The sequence below is a fragment of the Pseudomonas antarctica genome, from assembly GCF_001647715.1.
In the GTDB taxonomy this organism is placed as follows: Bacteria; Pseudomonadota; Gammaproteobacteria; order Pseudomonadales; family Pseudomonadaceae; genus Aquipseudomonas; species Aquipseudomonas antarctica_A.
Window position 1 is genome coordinate 2,766,959 of record NZ_CP015600.1, and the last position, 18,936, is coordinate 2,785,894.

Below are 18,936 nucleotides of genomic sequence, written 5' to 3' on the forward strand. Positions count from 1 at the left end.
GCCGAATCGGGGTTGATGAAACTCCCGTATGCTTGCCTGCCAACCCTGCTCGAATCCAAAACAGCCCATGACCTTGCCCTTCGTGAAGATGCATGCCCATGGCGACGATTTCATCATCATCGACCGCCGCGGTCAGGACGACCCGATTACCGCGCAGGTCGCCCGTCGCCTGGGTGACCGCCATACCGGCATCGGTTTCAACCAACTGGCTGTGGTACTCGACTGCACCGACGCCGCCGCGCGTATCAAGTTCTGGAACCCCAATGGCACACCGCTGCAAACCTGCGGCAGCGCCACCCGGGGCGTGGCCGACCGCTTGATGCATGAAACCGGCTGTCAGTCGGTGGTATTGCGCACCGACCGGGGCTTGTTGACCTGTGTGCGGGCGGCGGGGCAGCAGGTGTCAGTGAATATGGGCGCCCCTTCACTGGACTGGTCGGCAGTGCCGCTGGCCGAGGCAATGGACACCCGCACCTTGCCCATCGACGGCGCGCCTGCGGCGTGCAGCATGGGCAACCCGCACTGCACGTATTTCGTGGATGACCTCACCGCCTTTGATGTGGCGGCCCAGGGCGCAGCGCTGGAAACTCATCCGTTGTTCCCGGCCAAGACCAATGTGCATTTCGTGCAGGTGCTGGACCGTCGGCATATCCGCCTGCGCATCTGGGAGCGTGGCGGTGGCGTGCCGCTGGGCTCCGGTTCGTGCTGCTGCGGGGCGGTGGTCAATGGGATCCGGCGCGGGTTGCTCGATGATACGGTGCACGTGCAGTGCGACGGCGGGGCGGTCACCGTGCAGTGGGACGGGCAGGGCGGCGTGATCCTGACCGGCAGCGTGGAGCCGATCATGCAGGGCGCGGCCTACGTGCTCTAGAACGTCACGGTAAAGGTTGTACCGGTGTTCTCGCAGGAACTCACTGCCACATCGCCACCGTGCGCCTTGGCCAGTTCGCGCACGATATACAGGCCCAAGCCCACGCTGCGCACCTCGCTGCCCTGGTCGGTGCCACGGGTCATGGGCTCGAACAGCCCGGCCAGCAGGGTTTCAGGAATTACCGCACCGTAGTTGTGCACCGCCACTTCGCAGCCCTTGTCGGCCAGGCGCGAGGTGATGGTGATCGGCAGGAGTAAGTCGCCATACGCCACGCTGTTGGCGACCAGATTGCCGATGACCTGCTGCACACGGTCGGCATCCAGGCACGCAACTCCCGTGCCTTCGGTGTGGTGCTTCAACGTGGCATTGGGGAAAGCCATGCGCAGTTCATCGACGGCGTGTTGAATCACCGCGTGCAGGTCCAACGAGGTGGTCTTGATGCTGATGCCGTGGCCGACCCTGGCCTGGGTGAAGTCCAGCAAGTCGGCGATCATCCGTTGCGCGCGCTCGGACGACTGGGAGATATGGCCCAGCAACTGGCGTTCCTTGGACGTGCGCTCGCTACGGCTGAGAAAGTCGGACGCCATACGGATGGCCGTGAGGGGGTTCTTCAAGTCGTGGCTGACAATCGCCATCATCTGCTCGGCAAACAAGGCACGGCGCTGGGCGACTGCGTAGGCTTCGCTCAGCTCGGCCTGGGCCTGCTGCAGCGCCATTTCGGCAGTGGTTCTTTGTTGCAGCAAGGCTTCGGCGAGCTTGCGCGCATTGAGCAGCTCGCGTTCGTACTTGTCGCGGTCGGTGGTGCCGAACAACGCCAGGTCATGCACCACGGCATCTGCCTGATCGCGCTTGCTGGCGTTAAGCAGGACGGTCACCTTGTGCCCGTCGTGGTGCAGCATGTCGAGCTTTACCTCGCTGACACTGCCATGCATGCGCAACATCGGCGCCAGGTGGGTCTGGTGGAAAATCCGCCCGCCCATGGTCAGCAGGTCCTGGAAACGCCGCCCATGCAACTCGGCGTTGCTCAACCCCAGCCATTCCCCGAGTCGTGCGTTGGCACGCAGGATCGTGCCGTCCTCAGCGGTGACGGCCAGGGCACAGGCGGCGCTGTCGAACAAATCAGCCGGCATGGGCCACCCACGGCCCCAGGAAATTTTCCATTGCCGCCGCGCAGGCCTGCGGCGCGCTCATGTGCGGGCAATGGCCGACGTTGTCTACCAGGCAAAAGGTGCTGTTGGGGAGCACGCTGTGCAGGTACTCACCCACGACTACCGGGGCGATCAGATCGTCGCTCGATTGCAGGATCAATACGGGTGTGGTCAGGCCGGCCACGTCCTGACGGTTATCGGACATGAAGGTCACTCGCGCAAATTGCTTGGCGATATCGGGTTCGGTGCGGCAGAAACTGTCGCTGAGTTCGGCGCTCAACCCTGGTTGTCCGTGTGCGCCCATGATCACCGGGGCCATGGCGCTGGACCAGCCGAGGTAGTTGCTGTCGAGGGTGTCGAGCAGGTCGTCGATATCACTGCGCTTGAAACCACCGACATAATCCACGTCATCAATGTAGCGTGGCGAAGGGCCGATCATCACATGGGCGGCGATACGGCCGGGCGCGAGGCGGTCGGCGAGGGTGCCAATCATGGCGCTGACCGAATGGCTGACCAGAATCACCGGGCCGCTGGCGAAGGCGTCGATAATCTCGTTCAAGTCGTGGGCGTAGCCATCCAGCGCACTGTATTTGGCCTTGTCGAACGCACTGACATCCGACAACCCGGCGCCGACGAGGTCGTAAAGCACCACGCGAAAGCGGTTGATAAATGGCGGCGCGAGGTAATTCCACATCGCCTGATTGCAGCCGAAACCATGGGAGAACACCAGGGTCGCCGACCCGCTGCCCATCACACTGACGTTGTTGCGATGTTTCAGGTTCATGGCGTTCTCATAGGTGGCATTTTGCTATGTTGGCGTAATGAGCAGTTTAAATAGTCACAGGCGCGGGGTCACGCGTTATAGCGCCGATAAGGTAAAGTCAGTGCCTTCAGGAAGAAATTTTAGGTAACAAAGTATGAGGCTGTTTTTGCGGCAATCTGTTTTGAGTCTGCTGGCCTTACTCGTTGTTGGCCTGTTCAACACGGCCCTGGCCGACACCTCGCCAATCAAGGTGACCCTCGACCAGCGGGTGATCGACCTTACCAATACGCTGGACACCGGCACCACCGATCGCCTGAAATCTCAGCTCGCTGCCCTGGAGCAACGCAAAGGTGCGCAAGTTGCCGTGCTGCTGGTGCCCACCACCGGCGGCGCGAGCATCGAAGACTTCGCCAATCAACTGTTCCGCGCTTGGAAACTGGGGCGCAAGGACGTCAATGACGGCATCCTGCTGGTGGTCGCCAAGAGTGACCACAAGGTGCGCATCGAAGTGGGCTACGGCCTGGAAGGCACCGTCACTGACCTGCTGGCGCATCGCATTATCGAAGAACACATTACCCCGGCGTTTCGCCAGGGCGACTACGTGGGCGGGATTCAACAGGCGGTCAACGATCTGACGGTGCTGGTAGACGGAGGCGACCTGCCCAACGTGGCCGAGCCGGGGATTAATCATCAAGCGATCGCGGTGTTGCTGGCGTTCATCGCCGGTGCCGTTGGCGGTGTGCTGATCGCTGCCGGCAAACTGCACTGGCGACTGGCGTTGATTGCCACGCTGGTGGTGACGGTGCTACTGGCGATTTATGGTGGCGGCCGGGACTGGCCGATCTACCTGTTGGTCTTGCCGCTGACCCTGCTGATTGGTGGTGCGACCTTCGGTGCGCTGTGGATGGCGCGCGCGGTGTTTTACAGCGTAATCGGGCTGCTGGCTTACATCGTCGGGGTATTGGTGGCGGATCGGTTAATGGACGTCAGCTTGATCCATTGGCTGGTATGGCCATTAGGCGGCGCTTTGATTCTGGGTCTGTACGCGGGGCTGTTTTTCGTCATCAAGGCGTCCTGGAAAAACAGCCCGCGCTTCTTTCTCGTACGTGCCTTGGTGGTCGTGGCGATTTATGTGATGGCCGGTTGGCTATTGGGGCGCGGTTACCAGGGCTGGATAGTCGCGATACCGGTGGCCTCTTTCGCAGCGTTTATTCTCTTTGTGCAGAGCATTGCAAGTTCAGGCTCAGGCGGCGGTAGCGGTTCGAGCGACAGCAGCTCAAGTTCCAGTAGCTCAAGTTCCGACAGCAGTTCGTCCGGTGGCGGCGGTTCCAGTGGCGGCGGCGGGGCGTCGGGCAGTTGGTAACGCGGCTAGCATGGTTTGTAGCCTACCCATCCGTTGAAACTGAAGCCTGCGTAGAGCAGTTCCACGCCTTCGAACCCGGCGTCCTGCATCAGGGCTGCATTCTGCTCGGGTGACCGCACCGGCAGTTGCGCACTGATCGCCGTAATCGCCGTTCGGCATCCGCCGCCGGCACCCCCGAGTCCACTGCAAACGCCGCATAGCGCTTCAACGCCTACAAAACGCCAGCTCGGTTCTGCGTCGGCAAACCGTTTCAACTCCAAGCCGCCCCCAGCGCCCAGCACTAGCCCATTGCCTGTGGCGGGAACCTGTTCGCGCAGCAGCACGGTGGTCATGCGTTGCAAGCCATCGAAACCCCGCACCAGGCGCACAGGCCCCTCGGCGTAGCGAGCGACGGCATCGGGGTTGGAAAAAAAGCTCATGCAGGGTTCCTGCGGGTTGGGCGAGGGATAAACGCTACTGTGGCAATTTGGCAGTGGCAATTGCAGTCACCTGTATTCATGGTAAAACGTCGATCTTCAGGACCCCACAGCACGGAGGCTCAATGGCTGCTGCCATCACCCCAGAAATCACGCTTCGTAATGCCATTCCCGAGGACGCCTTATGCATTGGCGTGCTGGGTATGCAGGTCTTTCTGGATACCTACGCGACACAGGGTATTCGCAGCTCGATTGCCAATGAAGCGCTGCAGGCCTTTGCGCCGCAGACCATCGCCCAACTGATGGCGCAGCCAGACATCTCGCTGGTGGTGGCTGAGTCGAACGGCCATCTCGTGGGCTTTGCTCAGGTCAAACTCACCGCCAGCCATTCGATGATCAAGGCGTCTGACGTTGCCGAACTGCAACGCCTGTATATCCAGGAGCGATTTACCGGCCTGGGTATTGGCTATCAGTTGCTGCAAGCGGCAGAGCACCGCGCCAAGCTTGGCGGCGCCTCGTTATTGTGGGCGACCGTGTGGGTGGGCAATGAACGCGCGTTGGGTTTTTACCCTCGGCGCGGTTATGAGGTGCTGGGTTCACCGACGTATACCTTTCAGGGGGAAACCCATGGGAATCGCCTGTTTGGTAAAGCCCTGATGCCCAACGCGTGAGGGCTCACGGCAGGATGATGTAGGCGTTCTGCTGGATGATCGGCTGGTGCGAGCCTTGCACCAGGTGAACATAGCGACCGTCCACCAGATCAATGGGCAGGCAGTCGTCAATGTCCATCACGCCATCGGTGTGGGCCTGGGACCAGTGCTGCAACATCTGCCGCTGCCCCTTGCGCTTGGCTTCCTGCTTGTCACGGGCGACCACCAGCAGGTAATGATGAGCCTCGCCAAAAGCGTGGGTTTCATAGCCGCCGAGGTTGATGAAGTACAGGTGCTGCGCACCGGCAGGTGGCGCCATCTGGCTGAGTTCGACTTTCCAGCCGTCGACGCCATCGACGGCCATCCACGCATCAATGTGCACACCTTTCGGGCTGCCGAACCAGCCGTCGCGTAATTGTGCGTAGGTGTGTTGCAGTGTATCCGCGACTGCGAATACCACATCGTGAACTTCGATTTTAGCCCGTGGGTGCTTGCCCCCGAGCATGACGACAAACAGCATTGCAGGTCCGTCCTGGCGACTTGGAAAAGGCTAACCATACTTCGATTGAACCCTTTTGTCCGGTCAGTGCCACACTGTTAATCCGCGAACTCATCAGGAGGTTGTTATGCGTACCATTGATCTGGCCGGTGTTCCCGTCCCTGTCATCGGCCAGGGAACCTGGCGAATGGGCGAAAACCCGGACAAGCGCAGCGCCGAAGTCGCCGCGTTACAACTGGGTATCGATGAGGGCATGACCTTGATCGACACCGCCGAAATGTATGGTGAAGGCGGCGCCGAGCAAGTGGTCGGCGAGGCCATTCGCGGCAAGCGCGATCAGGTGTTCCTGGTCAGTAAAATCTACCCTCACAATGCCAGCCACAAGGGCGTTCCCCGTGCCTGTGACGCCAGCCTTCAGCGCCTTGGCACCGACTACATTGACTTATACCTGTTGCATTGGCGCGGCCAGTACCCGCTTGAGGAAACCGTCGAAGCTTTCGAGCGTCTGCGCGAGGCGGGCAAGATCGGCCGTTGGGGTGTTTCCAACTTTGACGTCGCCGACCTGCAGGAACTCGCCTCCCCAGCCTGTGCCACCAACCAGGTGCTCTACAACATCGAAGAGCGTGGTATCGAGTTCGACCTCCTGCCATGGTGGCAACAGCACCATTTGCCGTTGATGGCGTACTGCCCAATCGCCCAGGGCGGTGAGCTACTGTCCAGCCCGACGCTCAAGCAGATTGCCCATCGACATGAGGCCACACCCGCACAAATCGCCCTGGCCTGGGTACTGCGCCAGGAGGGCGTGATTGCGATCCCCAAGGCAGTGAGTCCCGAGCATGTGCGGCTCAACGCCAGCGCCGCGAAACTGGTGCTGGACGAGCACGATCTGGACGCAATCGACCGTGTGTTTGGCGCACCCAAGCGCAAGCATCCGCTGTCGATGGTGTAACAGCCAGCCTGGCAGAACCGGCGCCCTCCATGGCGCCGATTCCAGCATCCCCCAGGGTTAGCCGGCGACCGGGCTACGCCAGTCATCAGAGCCGGAAGTACCTGCCACCTCGTGAGTCCAGATGATCTTGCGATAGGTGAAGTGCACGTCTTCCAAATGCGTGAAGTGCGCGTTTTCAGGCGCCTGGCAGTTGGGCATGCGCGACTGAATATCCACGATGGTCGCCCCTTCGAGCTCGATGGTGAAGTAGTGCTCCTGGGTTCCAGCCGAAGAGGTACGGAACCACTCCAGTCGGCATTTGACTTCTTCGCCGCTGGTCAACGCGCTGAACAGCAGAGGTGATGATTTATCGAAGACCTTGCTGATCATCAGCTGTTTTTTGATTTTTCGCAGGGCAAAACCCGCGAAGACTAATTCGAAAGCTATGCAGTTTTTATTTCAGCATGCGGTTAATTAGTGTCGCTTGTAGGACGGTTCGTCAAAGCTCTGCGGAAAGATCTCTGTTGTGATGTGGGGGCTAGTAAAGGCTAGTTGCGATACATCATCCTATGGCAGAAGGAAATTGTTGAAAGTTGTGTGGCGTTTTTTTCTTAAGAGCATGGAGTTTATATGCTGTGGTTGGTGGATTTTATGGTGCGTAGGTTGGAAGTGTGAATTCCAGCGCTGTAGCTGACAAAGCATATTGGAGGATTCGATAATGACTACAAATAGCTTTCAAAATGAAGTACCTAAAGCACGGGTCAATATTAAGCTTGACCTGCATACCGGCGGTGCTCAGAAAAAAGTAGAGTTGCCGCTGAAGTTGATGCTGATGGGGGATTACAGTAATGGGGAGGAAAAGCGTTCGCTCTCTGAGCGGGGCAAAGTTGATATAAATAAAAATAACTTTGACAGCGTTCTTGGTGAGTTCTCGCCTAGGCTGAAACTTGCAGTAAGCAACACCTTGGCTGACGATGCGTCCGATACTTCTGTTGAGCTGAATTTTCAGAGCATGAAGGACTTTGAGCCTGAGAAGATAGCGCGGCAAATTCCGCAGCTACGAGCCCTACTGGCGATGCGTAATCTGCTGCGCGATCTTAAATCCAATCTTTTGGATAACGCCACCTTTCGCAATGAGCTGGAACGTATCCTCAAGGACGACGCGCTGAGCGACGAGCTGCGAGCTGAATTGGCCGCATTGGCTCCCCAAGAAGATCGTTAATTGTCGTCGCCTCGTTAATAAGGAAGTTCGCGTCATGTCACTAGAGCAATCATCCGCAACCACACTGTCCAATAAGACTTATTATGCAGGCAGTGACCAGGGTGTCTATGGCACCTTGTTTGCCAAGATTAATCTCAGTCCTGTTGCTGCGTTAAGTGGTATTGAGGTTTTTCAAAACTCCGAAGCCCTATCCGATGCTTCTGCTGACGAGCGGGTAACTGCGGGTGTAAGAGTCTTTCTGGATTTGCTAAAGCAGTCGTCGCATAAAGTAGAGCGCTTAGATAAAGCCTTGTTGGATGAACACATCGCTTCCCTGGATGAGCAGATTAGTCGCCAACTTGATGCGGTCATGCATCACCCCGATTTTCAGCGCGTAGAGTCAACTTGGCGTGGTGTGAAGTCGTTGATAGATCAGACCGATTTTCGTCAGAACGTGCGTATCGAACTACTGGATATAAGCAAAGAGCATCTGGTGCAAGACTTCGAAGACGCTCCGGAAATTGCCCAGAGCGGCTTGTATTTGCACACTTATACTCAGGAGTACGACACCCCAGGTGGAGAACCGATTGCAGCAGCTATCTCCAACTATGAGTTTAGTCGCAGTCCGCAAGATATTGCCCTGTTGCGCAATATTTCCAAAGTGTCAGCGGCAGCCCACATGCCGTTCATTGGATCTGTCGGTCCGGCGTTCTTTGGCAAGAAGTCGATGGAAGAAGTGGCTGCTATCAAGGATATCGGCAACTATTTTGACCGTGCTGAATACATCAAGTGGAAGGCGTTCCGTGACAGCGACGATGCACGTTACATCGGTCTGACCATGCCACGTGTCCTGGGTCGCCTTCCTTACGGTCCGGACACAGTGCCGATCCGCAGCTTCAACTACATCGAAAGTGTGAAGGGGCCGGACCACGAGAAATACCTGTGGACTAACGCTTCGTTCGCCTTCGCGGCAAATATGGTGAAAAGCTTTATCACCAACGGTTGGTGCGTGCAGATTCGCGGTCCGCAATCGGGTGGCGCGGTCACGGAACTACCGATTCACCTATATGACCTGGGCACTGGCAACCAGGTAAAGATTCCATCCGAAGTGATGATTCCGGAGACCCGTGAGTTTGAATTCGCCAATCTCGGTTTTATCCCGTTGTCGTATTACAAAAACCGCGATTATGCTTGTTTCTTCTCGGCCAACTCAGCTCAAAAGCCGGCTCTGTATGACACCGCCGACGCCACTGCCAATAGCCGAATCAATGCCCGCCTGCCATACATTTTCCTCCTGTCGCGTATTGCCCATTACCTGAAGCTGATCCAGCGCGAGAACATCGGTACCACCAAGGATCGTCGCTTGCTGGAGTTGGAGCTAAACAAGTGGATCGGCGGCCTCGTCACTGAAATGACCGATCCGGGCGACGATTTGCAAGCCTCCCACCCGCTGCGCGATGCCAAGGTGACGGTAGAGGACATTGAGGACAACCCCGGTTTCTTCCTCGTCAAGCTGTATGCGGTACCGCACTTCCAGGTCGAAGGCATGGACGTCAGTTTGTCATTGGTTTCGCAGATGCCCAAGGCAAAAGCCTAAGCCACTTCGCAGGGAAATGATGTGATGAAGATCGACCGCCCCCTTTGGGCTGCGGGGGCGTTGCTGTCCCCGCAACAATTCCAGCAGCAGGCACGCTGGGAAGCCTGGACTAACGAGAGTCTGGCCCATTTGTCGCTTGTGCACCCCTGGGGTGTCTTGGGGGTGGCGTTCGACATGCAGGCCCTGCGGCTGGGCAAGCTCAAGGCTACTCAAGTGCGTGTACGCATGCCCGATGGCACGCTGGTTGACACCGACCACGTGGATCGTTTGCCGCCCGCACTGGAGTTGGCAGGTTTGCTACCCGACGAAGCTCAAAACGCTAAGTTGTTATTGGCATTGCCGCTGGAGCAAGCCAATGGCAACAACTGTTTGTTCGATGGCGCGAAGGCCCACCGGCCAACTCGCTATCGCCAGGATTGGCGGCAAGTGCAGGATGTTTACGCAGACGAGGTGCAATCGATCGGTGTGCTGGAAAACGCCCTGACCCTGCGACTGGCTGACGACGAGAATGCAGATTACCTGACATGCCCGGTCGCACGTTTGGTACGTGACGGGCAGGGCGCCTGGAATCTTGATCCTGAGTATGTGCCACCGTTGCTCAGTTTCTCGGCCCATTCGGGGCTGCTGACCCAACTCGATAATTTATTGACCCAGCTATCCGCTAAGCGGCAACGGCTGATGGGCATGCGTCGTGAGAGCAACCAGCGCATGGCTGACTTTGCGGTGGCCGATGTGTCGTTGTTCTGGCTGCTCAACGCGTTGAACACTTATCAGCCGGTACTGGCTGACCTCAAGGCACAGCCTGCACGGCATCCCGAACAGGTGTATCTGGATCTGATTAAACTGGCAGGTAGCCTGCTGACTTTTTCCCTGGAACACGATATCGACAAGATTCCTGCCTATCGGCATGAACAGTTGGAAAGCGTATTCCCACCCTTGATGCGCACAATTTCTACCTTGCTGGAAGCCAGTCTGCCATCGCGGGTTGTTGCGCTGGAGCTGGAAGAAGTGAGTGCCAATCGCTGGCAAGTCACGCTCAACGATGCGCGACTGCGTGAGCAGGACGGTGCCGACTTCTACCTGTCGGTGCGCTGCCGCATGCCCGCGGCACAGTTGCAAAGCCAATTCTCGCGCCTGTGCAAGGTGGGCACGCCGGACGACGTTGATCACTTGGTCAACGCAGCGCTCGATGGTGTCCCGTTGCAGCCGCTAAGTCATGTGCCTGCGGCCATTCCGTTGCGCTTGGAAAACCAATATTTCGCTCTTGATCTAGGTCATGCCAAGGGGCAAGCGATGCTGGCCGAAGGCACCTGCGCCTTTTACGTACCGAGCACGTTGCTCGACATCAAGCTTGAACTGTTTGCGGTACTGCGCGCATGAGTCTGACGGCCTCGAAAAAACATCCTAACGCCGCGTTGGATCTCGACGTGCTGCTGCAAGACAGCTACCTATTGGTGGTCGAGCTGCGCCAAGGTGCATCAGTGCAAAATGGCTCGAATCTATGGAGTCGTTGTGAGAAGCAGGTCGAGCAGACTCAACAGAGCCTCAAGGATGCAGGCATAAACGCTCGCAGCATCGAGTTGATCAGTCACGCCCAATGCGCGTTGCTGGACGAGACAGCCCTTAGCTGCGCAAAGGGTGATGCCCACGCCAAATGGGCAAGCCAGCCCTTGCAGGCACGATTTTTCAGCACCCATCAAGCCGGTGAATTTCTGTATGAAAACATACGAGAAGCACTGCGTACCCCAACGACGGATGTGCAGGTACTGACGGTATTCCAGCGCGTGCTGATGCTTGGTTTTCAAGGCAGATACCGTGACGTGAACGATCCAGAGCGCGAACAACTGCTGGCAGCCTTGAATGCACGGGTTGCGCCATTGGAACTCAACCAGGCACTGACAACGCAAAGCATCGGTCACCGTAAGCATTCGCTGCGCTGGGCGCGTTCGCCATTGGTTCATGTTCTGGCGGCGGGACTTTTGTTGGTTGGAGTCTGGTGGGGCCTGGATCATTGGTTGGCCGGCCTGATCGCTACGCTCGTACCTGGTCAGGCGTGAGGGTTGTGATGACACTCAAGCTGACGCGAAGTCTTTGGTTGTGGGCCGCAGTTTTGGCCTTGGTCGTTCTGTGGGTACTACCATTTGCTGGCTGGATTAGCACAGTGGCTGCCTTGGTCGTTGTAATCGTGTTCGCCTGGGCCTGGGTCCGCGGGGGGCGCCATTTCTCACTGAAGGGCCAGCAACTGGTGTTGGCGGGCGATAAATCTCTGCCTTCGTTCGCCTACCGTCAGCCCGTGGTGTTGGTCTGTGGCGATGGGCTAGCCGGTCTGTTTGGATCGGTGCCTGCCGAGCAAATCACCCTGCGCACCACCTTGCAGGGTTGCTATGTGCGAGTACCCAATCCAGATCAGCTACTGACTGTGACCACCGGTATACAGGCCCAGCGCCCGAACTGGAGTGGGCAACTGAGCGTGATGTTCATTGCCAACCCGGGCGAACACTCCGACTCGGCAGAGTTAGCTGGCCGGGTGCGTGCCTTCCGCAATCAGATCGCTCTGGTACGTAAGCGTGGCGTTGCATTGCCGCTGATGCTGGTGAGCTATTTGCAAGCGGCTAAAGGCGAGGGTGCCTGGTTCAATTGGGAGTCCGGCCAAACGAGTCCTTACGTGCGCGAGTCCGGTGCCTGTACCAGTTTGCTCGACTGGCAGCGACAGTCCACCGACAGCACAACGTACGCCGCACGTTTGCGCAGTAGCGTACAGGTGAGCAGTGCAGCGACGTGGTTGAAGGAAACAATACTCCCGCACTTTGAGCCTCGTGCTGCTGATCATCCAGTGGCCTTCGCCGTTACCCTGGTGCCGTCGCTGTCACAGAGCATCGCCGGCAATTTATGGCAACAATGGTTACGAGAAAAGACCGGGTTGAGTGGCGTAGGGCAACCGCTGCCGGGATCGAGTTCAGCCTTACCGTTTCCTGACCCGCTGTTGAATCTACTGCCGCTTCAAGCCCGGCACTCTCCGGCCCGTGGGGCGAGGGTTGCGGCGCTGTGGTTGTTCGCGGCAGCTGGTGTTGTGGCCTTTGCCAGCTCGGCCTGGCAGAACAACCTGCTGTTGCGTCAGGTCAGTGATGATCTACGGCGCTACACCACTATTCCTTCTGTGTCACAGCGTGACGAGCCCCAATTCGCCTTGCGCGAAAATGCTATGGCAGTACTGCGCAAGGACGCCCTGCGCCTGGATGAGTACTACCGGCAGGGCGAGCCATTGAGGTTGGGCCTGGGCTTGTATCGCGGCGAGTTGTTGCGACAGCCGTTGCTGGCGACTATCGCCGGTCATCGGAATCCCTATGAGTCCCCGACGGTCGCGAAAATTTCCAATCCGGTGCGACTGGACAGCCTGTCTCTGTTCGGAACTGGGAGCGCCGAACTCAAACCGGACGCCACCAAGGTGCTGATCAACGCGTTGGTCAACATTAAAGCCCAGTCAGGCTGGCTGATCGTCATCGCCGGGCACACCGACGTCACTGGCAGCCCTATGCAGAACCTTGAACTGTCCCGCGCTCGTGCTGCGTCGGTACGCGACTGGATGCAGCGCATGGGTGATATCCCCGACAGCTGCTTCGCTGTTCAGGGTTTTGGCGCCAACCAGCCAGTGGCAAGTAATGATACCGAGGGTGGGCGTTCAGCCAACCGTCGAGTCGATATTCGTCTGGTACCGGAAGTGGGGGCCTGTGCGCCGGCCATTCCGGTGCCGGGCGCAGACCCCTCTGTCGCATTCAGCGACATACAACCCTGAGAAAAGGAGCTTCACATGGCTATTCCCGTTTACCTATGGCTGCAAGATGACGGCGGCGCTGAAATTAAAGGGTCCGTTGATGTAGAGAAGCGTGTGGGCAGCATCGAGGTCATCGCCCAAGACCACAGCCTGTACATCCCAACCGACAACAATACCGGCAAGCTGACCGGCACGCGGGTTCACACCCCGTTCCTATTCTCCAAGGAAATCGATGCCTCCAGCCCTTATCTGTACAAGGCCGTGACCACAGGTCAGACGCTCAAAAGCGCCGAGTTCAAATGGTTCCGCATCGATGACGCCGGCCAGGAAGTCGAGTACTTCATCACCAAGTTGGAAAACGTCAAGGTCGTAAAAGTCGCGCCGAAAATGCACGACGTCAAAGATGCGAGCAAAGAAAAACACAACCATCTGGAGCAGATTGAGCTGCGCTACGAGAAGGTCACCTGGACCTACAAAGACGGCAACATCATTCACTCCGATTCCTGGAACGAACGCCAAAGCGCCTGATGCAAGAGGACCAGCAGACGTTATTCCGTCTGTTGGTTCGCGGTGTGCAGGGTTGAGCCTCCGTTCGCGGGGGCTCAGCCAAATACATCGCGCTGCATGTTCCTTTGACCGCACGCCGAGAATCCAGAACAGGGATGTACCCCATGGCTCAAAATTCCACTCGTTTGCTTCGCCGCCTCAACCCCTATTGCGCTCAGGCACTGAGTGCAGCGGCAACCTTGTGCCAAAGCCGCACCCATGGGCTGATCACCATCGAGCACTGGCTGCTCAAGTTGCTTGAACAAGGCGAGGGCGACCTGACCCTGATCGCCCGCCGCTACGAATGGGACATGGATGCACTCTGGCGCGGCCTGATCGACCACCTCGACACCCTGCCGCGCAGTGTGCAAAGCAAGCCGCAGTTGTGCGGCAGGCTGCAACAACTGATCAAGAATGCCTGGCTACTGGCATCCCTGGATGGCAACAACGACATTCTGCGTTCAGCCCATTTGCTCGGTGCACTGTTGGAGACTCCAAGTCTGCTCGTCTGTGATGCTACCTGGCCGCTGCTCAGTATCAGCGCGGCCCAGTTACAGCGATTATATGTGTTGCTTGACCAGCACTCCGAAGAGCGTCCGCAAGTACAGCAAGAAGCGGCACTGGACAATACCGCGTTGCCAGCTTTATCCGGCACCGATAAACCGGATGCCTTGAAGGTCATCCTGGACAAATTCACCCACGACGTTACTGCCAAGGCTTGGGCGGGGCAGATCGACCCGGTGTTTGGCCGTGACGATGAGATTCGCCAGGTCATCGATATTCTCAGCCGTCGGCGCAAGAACAATCCGATTTTGGTGGGGGAGCCCGGCGTGGGCAAAACCGCTTTGGTTGAAGGTCTTGCATTACGCATCGTTGAGGGCAATGTTCCCGACAGCCTCAAGCAGGTCAGCGTACGCATCCTTGACTTGGGTTTGTTGCAAGCTGGCGCCGGGGTAAAAGGCGAATTCGAACAGCGTCTGAAAAACGTCATTGAGGCCGTGCAGCTAGCGCCTGACCCGGTGCTGTTGTTTATCGACGAAGCCCACACTCTGATTGGCGCTGGTAACCAGGCTGGCGGTGCGGACGCCGCCAACTTGCTCAAGCCGGCCTTGGCGCGTGGCGAGTTGCGCACCATCGCCGCCACCACCTGGAGTGAATACAAGCAGTATTTCGAGCGCGACGCTGCCTTGGAACGACGCTTTCAGATGGTCAAAGTTGACGAGCCTGACGACGCCAATGCCTGCCTGATGCTGCGTGGCCTCAAAGCGCGATACGCCAGCCACCATGGCGTACACATTCAGGACGCGGCGGTACAGGCTGCGGTCACGCTTTCACGGCGCTACCTGACGGGCCGCCAACTCCCCGACAAAGCCATCGACCTCCTCGACACCGCCAGTGCACGCGTACGCATGAGCTTGGACTGCGAACCACAAGCGCTGGTGCGCCTTAAGGCTCGGCAGACGGCATTGGACCTGGAGCGCCAAGCCCTGGAAGAAGACCAGCAACTGAGCGGTAGCCCCGCCAGCGAGCGCCTGGCGATAATCGCCGCGCAGCACGCCGAGTTGTACAACCAGCTAATCGAGCTTGAGGAGCAATACCGCAACGAACTTAACCTAACGCAGCAATTGCGCGATGCCCGCCAAGCAGAACCTTCACAAATCGCTGTCTGTCTGCAGCTGCAACAACAACTGAGCAATGCCCAGGGCAATCAGCCACTTCTTTCCCTCGACGTCGATGCGCGCAGTGTGGCCGAAGTCATTGCTGATTGGACCGGCGTCCCGTTGGGCAGCTTGCTTAAGGACGAACAAGCCAACCTGCTTGAGCTGGAATACCAACTGAGTGAACAAGTGATCGGCCAGGATCTTGCGCTCGGCGCTTTGGCTCAGCGCCTACGCGCAGCCAAGACCGGACTGACAGACGATAAAGTGCCACTGGGCGTATTTTTGTTGGTGGGCACTAGTGGCGTCGGCAAAACCGAAACCGCTCTGGCCCTGGTCGATAAGCTGTTCGGTGGCGAAAAATCGTTGATCACCATCAATCTCTCGGAATATCAGGAAGCCCACACCGTCAGCCAGCTTAAAGGCTCACCTCCCGGCTACGTCGGCTACGGCCAGGGCGGCGTGCTCACTGAAGCTGTGCGCCAACGCCCCTACAGCGTTGTGCTGCTTGATGAAGTGGAGAAAGCGCACCGCGACGTTCTCAATATTTTTTACCAGGTCTTTGATCGGGGCTGTATGCGCGATGGCGAAGGCCGAGAGATCGACTTCCGTAACACCGTCATTCTCATGACTTCCAACCTTGGCAGTGATCAACTTCAAGCTTGTCTGCAAGAGTTCCCCGACGCACCTGATAGCACCTTGCAAGAGTTGCTGCGCCCGATACTGCGCGACCACTTCCAGCCAGCCCTATTGGCTCGTTTTCAGACCCTGATTTACCGCCCACTTCAAGCCGACGCCCTGCAGCGCATCGTCGCTATCAAGCTAGCCCAGGTTGCCAAGCGCTTGCAGTGTCATTACGGGTTGGAGTGTCAGATCGAAGCGGACCTCAACGCGGCGCTGGTAGCTGCCTGCCTGTTGCCCGACACGGGTGCGCGTAACATCGACAGCCTGCTCAACCAGCAGATCCTGCCTGTGCTTAGTCAGCAGTTACTGCAACGCCAAGCCGCACGGAAGAAAACGCGAAGCGTGATTCTGGGCTACAGCGCTGAAGAAGGTATCGTCCTGAACTTCATCGACGCTCATGACGCGGCATCACTTGTCGCCGTGGAGGCCTGAACATGCTCAATGAACGGCGCAGCTTCTTCGACCACAGCCGGCACAAACTCACTGTTCGCGACGTTGACGCAGTTCTCGATGTCCTGGCCTTTAAAGGCAGAGAGGGTTTGAGTCAGCCATTTAATTATCGTGTGGAACTGACCAGCACCGACGGCGATATCGCCGCCGAAAAAATGCTCGGCCAAGACGCCAGTTTGAGCTTGAGTGGCGCACCCCAAAGTCGTTCTATGGGTAGCTTTAACGCCCCGCCTAGCGGTCCGTTGCGTACGCTTCATGGAGTAATCACTGGTTTCAAGCGCCTATCCGGTTCCAACGACGAAGCCCGCTACGAAATAACCCTGGAACCACGCTTTGCCCTGCTTGGTCGAGGTCGGCAATTTCGCATTTACCAACATCAATCAGTACCTGAAATCGTCGAAAGCATCCTGCGCAGCCGCCACAACTTTGAAGGCCAAGACTTTCTCTTCAACTTGGTGCGCGAATACCCCAAACGTGAACAGGTCATGCAGTACGGCGAAAGCGACCTGGCCTTCATCTCCCGCCTGCTGGCCGACGTTGGCATCTGGTATTGCTTCACCTGCGACGAACGCCTGAACATCGACGTAATTGAATTCCATGATGACCAGCGTCATTACCAGTTCGATGTGGAGCTGGCGTACCGCCCGCAATCGGGACTTAGCAGCAGCGGAAATGACGGTGCGTGGGCCCTGCAATCCAGCCACCAAGTGGTGGAACAGCACGTTAACATTCGTGCCTACCATCACCGCGTTGCCAACACTTCGCAAGACGGCAATGTCGATCAAACCCGTGGCGCGAGCACAACCTACGGCGAGGCTTATCACTACGCCGAACCCTACACCGGGCTGGGTGACGCCTATGCCCAAGACGAAGACCTGCAAAGTGAGAGCGGTTATTTCTACGCTCACCTGCGTCACGAGCGTTATCTCAACGGTCACACTCAACTCAGCGGCATCAGCAGCAGCGCCACCTTGGCTCCTGGGCAGGTACTTAAAATCTCTGGCGGTGCCCCACAGGCTTTTGCCCCTGGTGCGGTGATCACCCAATTGATCAGCCACGCCGCCCGCGACAGCAGTTACGAAGTTACTTTCGAGGCAATTCCCTACTCGGAAACCGTGTGCTTTCGCCCAGCGCTGAAAGATAAACCGCAAATCGCCGGCACCGTCCCGGCGCGCGTCACCAGCCCGCAGGAGCATGACCCTTACGGCCACATCGACATCGAAGGCCGCTACAAGGTCAACTTTCTATTTGACCGCGACACCTGGAAGGCGGGCGAAGAAAGCCTATGGCTTCGCCTGGCCCGCCCGTACGCCGGCGACACCCACGGCCTGCACTTGCCGTTGATTCCCGGCACCGAAGTCGCCATCGCCTTCGAACAAGGCGACCCGGACCGGCCCTACATCGCCCACGCCCTGCACGACAGCCAACACGTAGACCATGTGACCTTGCGCAACTACAAACGCAACGTGCTGCGCACTCCGGCCAACAACAAACTGCGCATGGACGACACGCGGGGGCAGGAGCATACCAAGGTCAGTACAGAGCACAGTGGCAAGAGTCAGCTCAACCTGGGGCATCTAGTAGATGCCGAGCGGCAACCACGAGGCCAGGGGGCGGAGTTACGCACCGATGGTCATGCCGCCATCCGCGCAGGCAGTGGGATTTTCATCAGTGCTGACGTTCAGCCCAAAGCTCAAGGGCAGATGCTTGAAATGAGTGCAGTGTTAGGCCGTTTACAGAAGGCGGGCGATCAGTTGGACGGGCTGTCTGTCGATGCCCAGGCCGCCAATGCTGAACCAGCGGATGTGCAGGCACAACTGACGCTCATGCGTGAACAGCTTGATGGACTCAAAGAGGCGGTGGTGCTGCTCAGCGCTCCCGAAGGTATCGCCCTGACCAGCGGCAAACACCTGCAACTAGCGGCGCAGGACAACCTGATGATCAATGCCGGGGCCGAGGCGGATATCAGTGTGGTCAAGCGACTGTTTATCGGTGTAGGGCAGGGGTTAAGTCTATTTGTGCGCAAGCTGGGCATCAAGTTGATTGCGAACCAAGGTCCGGTAAACATCCAGGCACAGAACGACACGCTGGAACTGATGGCCCGCCATGGCTTGGAGATCATCAGCACCGAAGATGAAATCCGCATCGTCGCCAAGAAGAAAATTACCCTGAATGCTGGTGGCAGCTACATCACCCTTGATCAGAGCAGCATCGAGTCTGGTACGCAGGGAGACTACTACATCAAATCGGCGCACTTCGATTACCTGGGTCCGGCCCAACAAGTGCTGGATATGCCACAGCCACCTCAATTGACCGAGCATAAATCCAAGTCCCTGGGGCTTATGGATTTCTCTGGCTAATCCTTTTGCAAAAACAGGAGCGGAGTACAC

General features: G+C 57.9%; 15 protein-coding genes and 2 pseudogenes. 12 read left to right on the forward strand and 5 right to left on the reverse strand.

The genetic code is table 11. The features are described from left to right. The first annotated feature begins 67 nt into the window (after window positions 1-67). Window positions 68-871, forward strand: a complete 804-nt coding sequence (dapF, locus tag A7J50_RS12685; RefSeq protein WP_064452101.1) for a diaminopimelate epimerase — start codon at window positions 68-70, stop codon at window positions 869-871. Here the strand turns inward: dapF and A7J50_RS12690 are convergent. Next, window positions 868-2,001 carry a PAS domain-containing sensor histidine kinase gene (locus tag A7J50_RS12690; RefSeq protein ID WP_064452102.1) on the reverse strand — a complete coding sequence of 378 codons (1,134 nt, stop codon included), beginning with the start codon at window positions 1,999-2,001 and terminating at the stop codon, window positions 868-870. The two genes, dapF and A7J50_RS12690, sit on opposite strands and share 4 nt — an antisense overlap. Beyond that, the gene (locus A7J50_RS12695; protein ID WP_064452103.1) at window positions 1,991-2,803 is read right to left on the reverse strand and encodes an alpha/beta fold hydrolase; all 813 of its coding nucleotides are present in this window, start codon (window positions 2,801-2,803) and stop codon (window positions 1,991-1,993) included. Before A7J50_RS12695 ends, A7J50_RS12690 begins: the two co-directional genes overlap by 11 nt. 133 nt (window positions 2,804-2,936) lie before the next feature. Between A7J50_RS12695 and A7J50_RS12700 the strand changes: the two genes are divergently transcribed. Beyond that, window positions 2,937-4,145, forward strand: a complete 1,209-nt coding sequence (locus A7J50_RS12700) for a TPM domain-containing protein (protein WP_064452104.1) — start codon at window positions 2,937-2,939, stop codon at window positions 4,143-4,145. A 5-nt stretch (window positions 4,146-4,150) separates the two neighbouring features. Here A7J50_RS12700 and A7J50_RS12705 read toward each other — a convergent pair. Continuing rightward, a pseudogene (locus tag A7J50_RS12705) lies at window positions 4,151-4,564 on the reverse strand (hypothetical protein). Between the two features lie 122 nt (window positions 4,565-4,686). Here A7J50_RS12705 and A7J50_RS12710 point away from each other — a divergent pair. After that, window positions 4,687-5,232, forward strand: a complete 546-nt coding sequence (locus A7J50_RS12710; protein ID WP_064452105.1) for a GNAT family N-acetyltransferase — start codon at window positions 4,687-4,689, stop codon at window positions 5,230-5,232. A gap of 4 nt (window positions 5,233-5,236) precedes the next feature. Here A7J50_RS12710 and A7J50_RS12715 read toward each other — a convergent pair whose 3' ends face one another. After that, window positions 5,237-5,731, reverse strand: a complete 495-nt coding sequence (locus A7J50_RS12715) for a DUF1543 domain-containing protein (protein ID WP_064452106.1) — start codon at window positions 5,729-5,731, stop codon at window positions 5,237-5,239. A gap of 106 nt (window positions 5,732-5,837) precedes the next feature. Here A7J50_RS12715 and A7J50_RS12720 point away from each other — a divergent pair, with 106 nt between their 5' ends. Continuing rightward, window positions 5,838-6,659: an aldo/keto reductase gene (locus tag A7J50_RS12720; protein WP_064452107.1), complete on the forward strand. Its 822-nt coding sequence runs from the start codon at window positions 5,838-5,840 to the stop codon at window positions 6,657-6,659. A gap of 57 nt (window positions 6,660-6,716) precedes the next feature. Here the strand turns inward: A7J50_RS12720 and tssD are convergent. Further along, window positions 6,717-7,037 (reverse strand): annotated as a pseudogene (gene tssD / locus A7J50_RS12725) (type VI secretion system tube protein TssD); the annotation flags it as partial. Between the two features lie 319 nt (window positions 7,038-7,356). Here tssD and tssB point away from each other — a divergent pair. From tssB to A7J50_RS12765, 8 genes are all read left to right on the forward strand, one after another. Continuing rightward, window positions 7,357-7,860, forward strand: coding sequence for a type VI secretion system contractile sheath small subunit (tssB, locus tag A7J50_RS12730; RefSeq protein WP_064452108.1), 504 nt, complete (start codon window positions 7,357-7,359; stop codon window positions 7,858-7,860). Between the two features lie 34 nt (window positions 7,861-7,894). Next, the gene (gene tssC / locus A7J50_RS12735; RefSeq protein ID WP_064452109.1) at window positions 7,895-9,436 is read left to right on the forward strand and encodes a type VI secretion system contractile sheath large subunit; all 1,542 of its coding nucleotides are present in this window, start codon (window positions 7,895-7,897) and stop codon (window positions 9,434-9,436) included. Window positions 9,437-9,460: 24 nt separating this feature from the next. Beyond that, window positions 9,461-10,816 (forward strand): type VI secretion system baseplate subunit TssK, encoded by a 1,356-nt coding sequence (gene tssK / locus A7J50_RS12740; RefSeq protein WP_064452110.1) that lies wholly within the window; start codon window positions 9,461-9,463, stop codon window positions 10,814-10,816. Next, window positions 10,813-11,493: a type VI secretion system protein TssL, short form gene (gene tssL / locus A7J50_RS12745; protein WP_064452111.1), complete on the forward strand. Its 681-nt coding sequence runs from the start codon at window positions 10,813-10,815 to the stop codon at window positions 11,491-11,493. The genes tssK and tssL overlap by 4 nt, the downstream gene beginning before the upstream one ends. A gap of 104 nt (window positions 11,494-11,597) precedes the next feature. Then, the gene (locus A7J50_RS12750) at window positions 11,598-13,229 is read left to right on the forward strand and encodes an OmpA family protein (protein ID WP_237140902.1); all 1,632 of its coding nucleotides are present in this window, start codon (window positions 11,598-11,600) and stop codon (window positions 13,227-13,229) included. Window positions 13,230-13,244: 15 nt separating this feature from the next. After that, the gene (locus tag A7J50_RS12755) at window positions 13,245-13,736 is read left to right on the forward strand and encodes an Hcp family type VI secretion system effector (RefSeq protein WP_064452113.1); all 492 of its coding nucleotides are present in this window, start codon (window positions 13,245-13,247) and stop codon (window positions 13,734-13,736) included. A 143-nt stretch (window positions 13,737-13,879) separates the two neighbouring features. Further along, the gene (tssH, locus tag A7J50_RS12760; protein WP_064452114.1) at window positions 13,880-16,528 is read left to right on the forward strand and encodes a type VI secretion system ATPase TssH; all 2,649 of its coding nucleotides are present in this window, start codon (window positions 13,880-13,882) and stop codon (window positions 16,526-16,528) included. Between the two features lie 2 nt (window positions 16,529-16,530). Beyond that, entirely contained in the window at window positions 16,531-18,906 is a 2,376-nt protein-coding gene (locus tag A7J50_RS12765; protein WP_064452115.1) for a type VI secretion system Vgr family protein, read from the forward strand. The last annotated feature ends 30 nt before the right edge of the window (window positions 18,907-18,936 follow it).

What these genes read in the sequence shown, in the direction of transcription:
- dapF (WP_064452101.1), top strand. Translation starts at nt 68, where the DNA reads ATGACCTTGCCCTTCGTGAAGATGCATGCCCATGGCGACGATTTCATC.
- A7J50_RS12690 (WP_064452102.1), bottom strand. Translation starts at nt 2,001, where the DNA reads ATGCCGGCTGATTTGTTCGACAGCGCCGCCTGTGCCCTGGCCGTCACC.
- A7J50_RS12695 (WP_064452103.1), bottom strand. Translation starts at nt 2,803, where the DNA reads ATGAACCTGAAACATCGCAACAACGTCAGTGTGATGGGCAGCGGGTCG.
- A7J50_RS12700 (WP_064452104.1), top strand. Translation starts at nt 2,937, where the DNA reads ATGAGGCTGTTTTTGCGGCAATCTGTTTTGAGTCTGCTGGCCTTACTC.
- A7J50_RS12710 (WP_064452105.1), top strand. Translation starts at nt 4,687, where the DNA reads ATGGCTGCTGCCATCACCCCAGAAATCACGCTTCGTAATGCCATTCCC.
- A7J50_RS12715 (WP_064452106.1), bottom strand. Translation starts at nt 5,731, where the DNA reads ATGCTGTTTGTCGTCATGCTCGGGGGCAAGCACCCACGGGCTAAAATC.
- A7J50_RS12720 (WP_064452107.1), top strand. Translation starts at nt 5,838, where the DNA reads ATGCGTACCATTGATCTGGCCGGTGTTCCCGTCCCTGTCATCGGCCAG.
- tssB (WP_064452108.1), top strand. Translation starts at nt 7,357, where the DNA reads ATGACTACAAATAGCTTTCAAAATGAAGTACCTAAAGCACGGGTCAAT.
- tssC (WP_064452109.1), top strand. Translation starts at nt 7,895, where the DNA reads ATGTCACTAGAGCAATCATCCGCAACCACACTGTCCAATAAGACTTAT.
- tssK (WP_064452110.1), top strand. Translation starts at nt 9,461, where the DNA reads ATGAAGATCGACCGCCCCCTTTGGGCTGCGGGGGCGTTGCTGTCCCCG.
- tssL (WP_064452111.1), top strand. Translation starts at nt 10,813, where the DNA reads ATGAGTCTGACGGCCTCGAAAAAACATCCTAACGCCGCGTTGGATCTC.
- A7J50_RS12755 (WP_064452113.1), top strand. Translation starts at nt 13,245, where the DNA reads ATGGCTATTCCCGTTTACCTATGGCTGCAAGATGACGGCGGCGCTGAA.
- tssH (WP_064452114.1), top strand. Translation starts at nt 13,880, where the DNA reads ATGGCTCAAAATTCCACTCGTTTGCTTCGCCGCCTCAACCCCTATTGC.
- A7J50_RS12765 (WP_064452115.1), top strand. Translation starts at nt 16,531, where the DNA reads ATGCTCAATGAACGGCGCAGCTTCTTCGACCACAGCCGGCACAAACTC.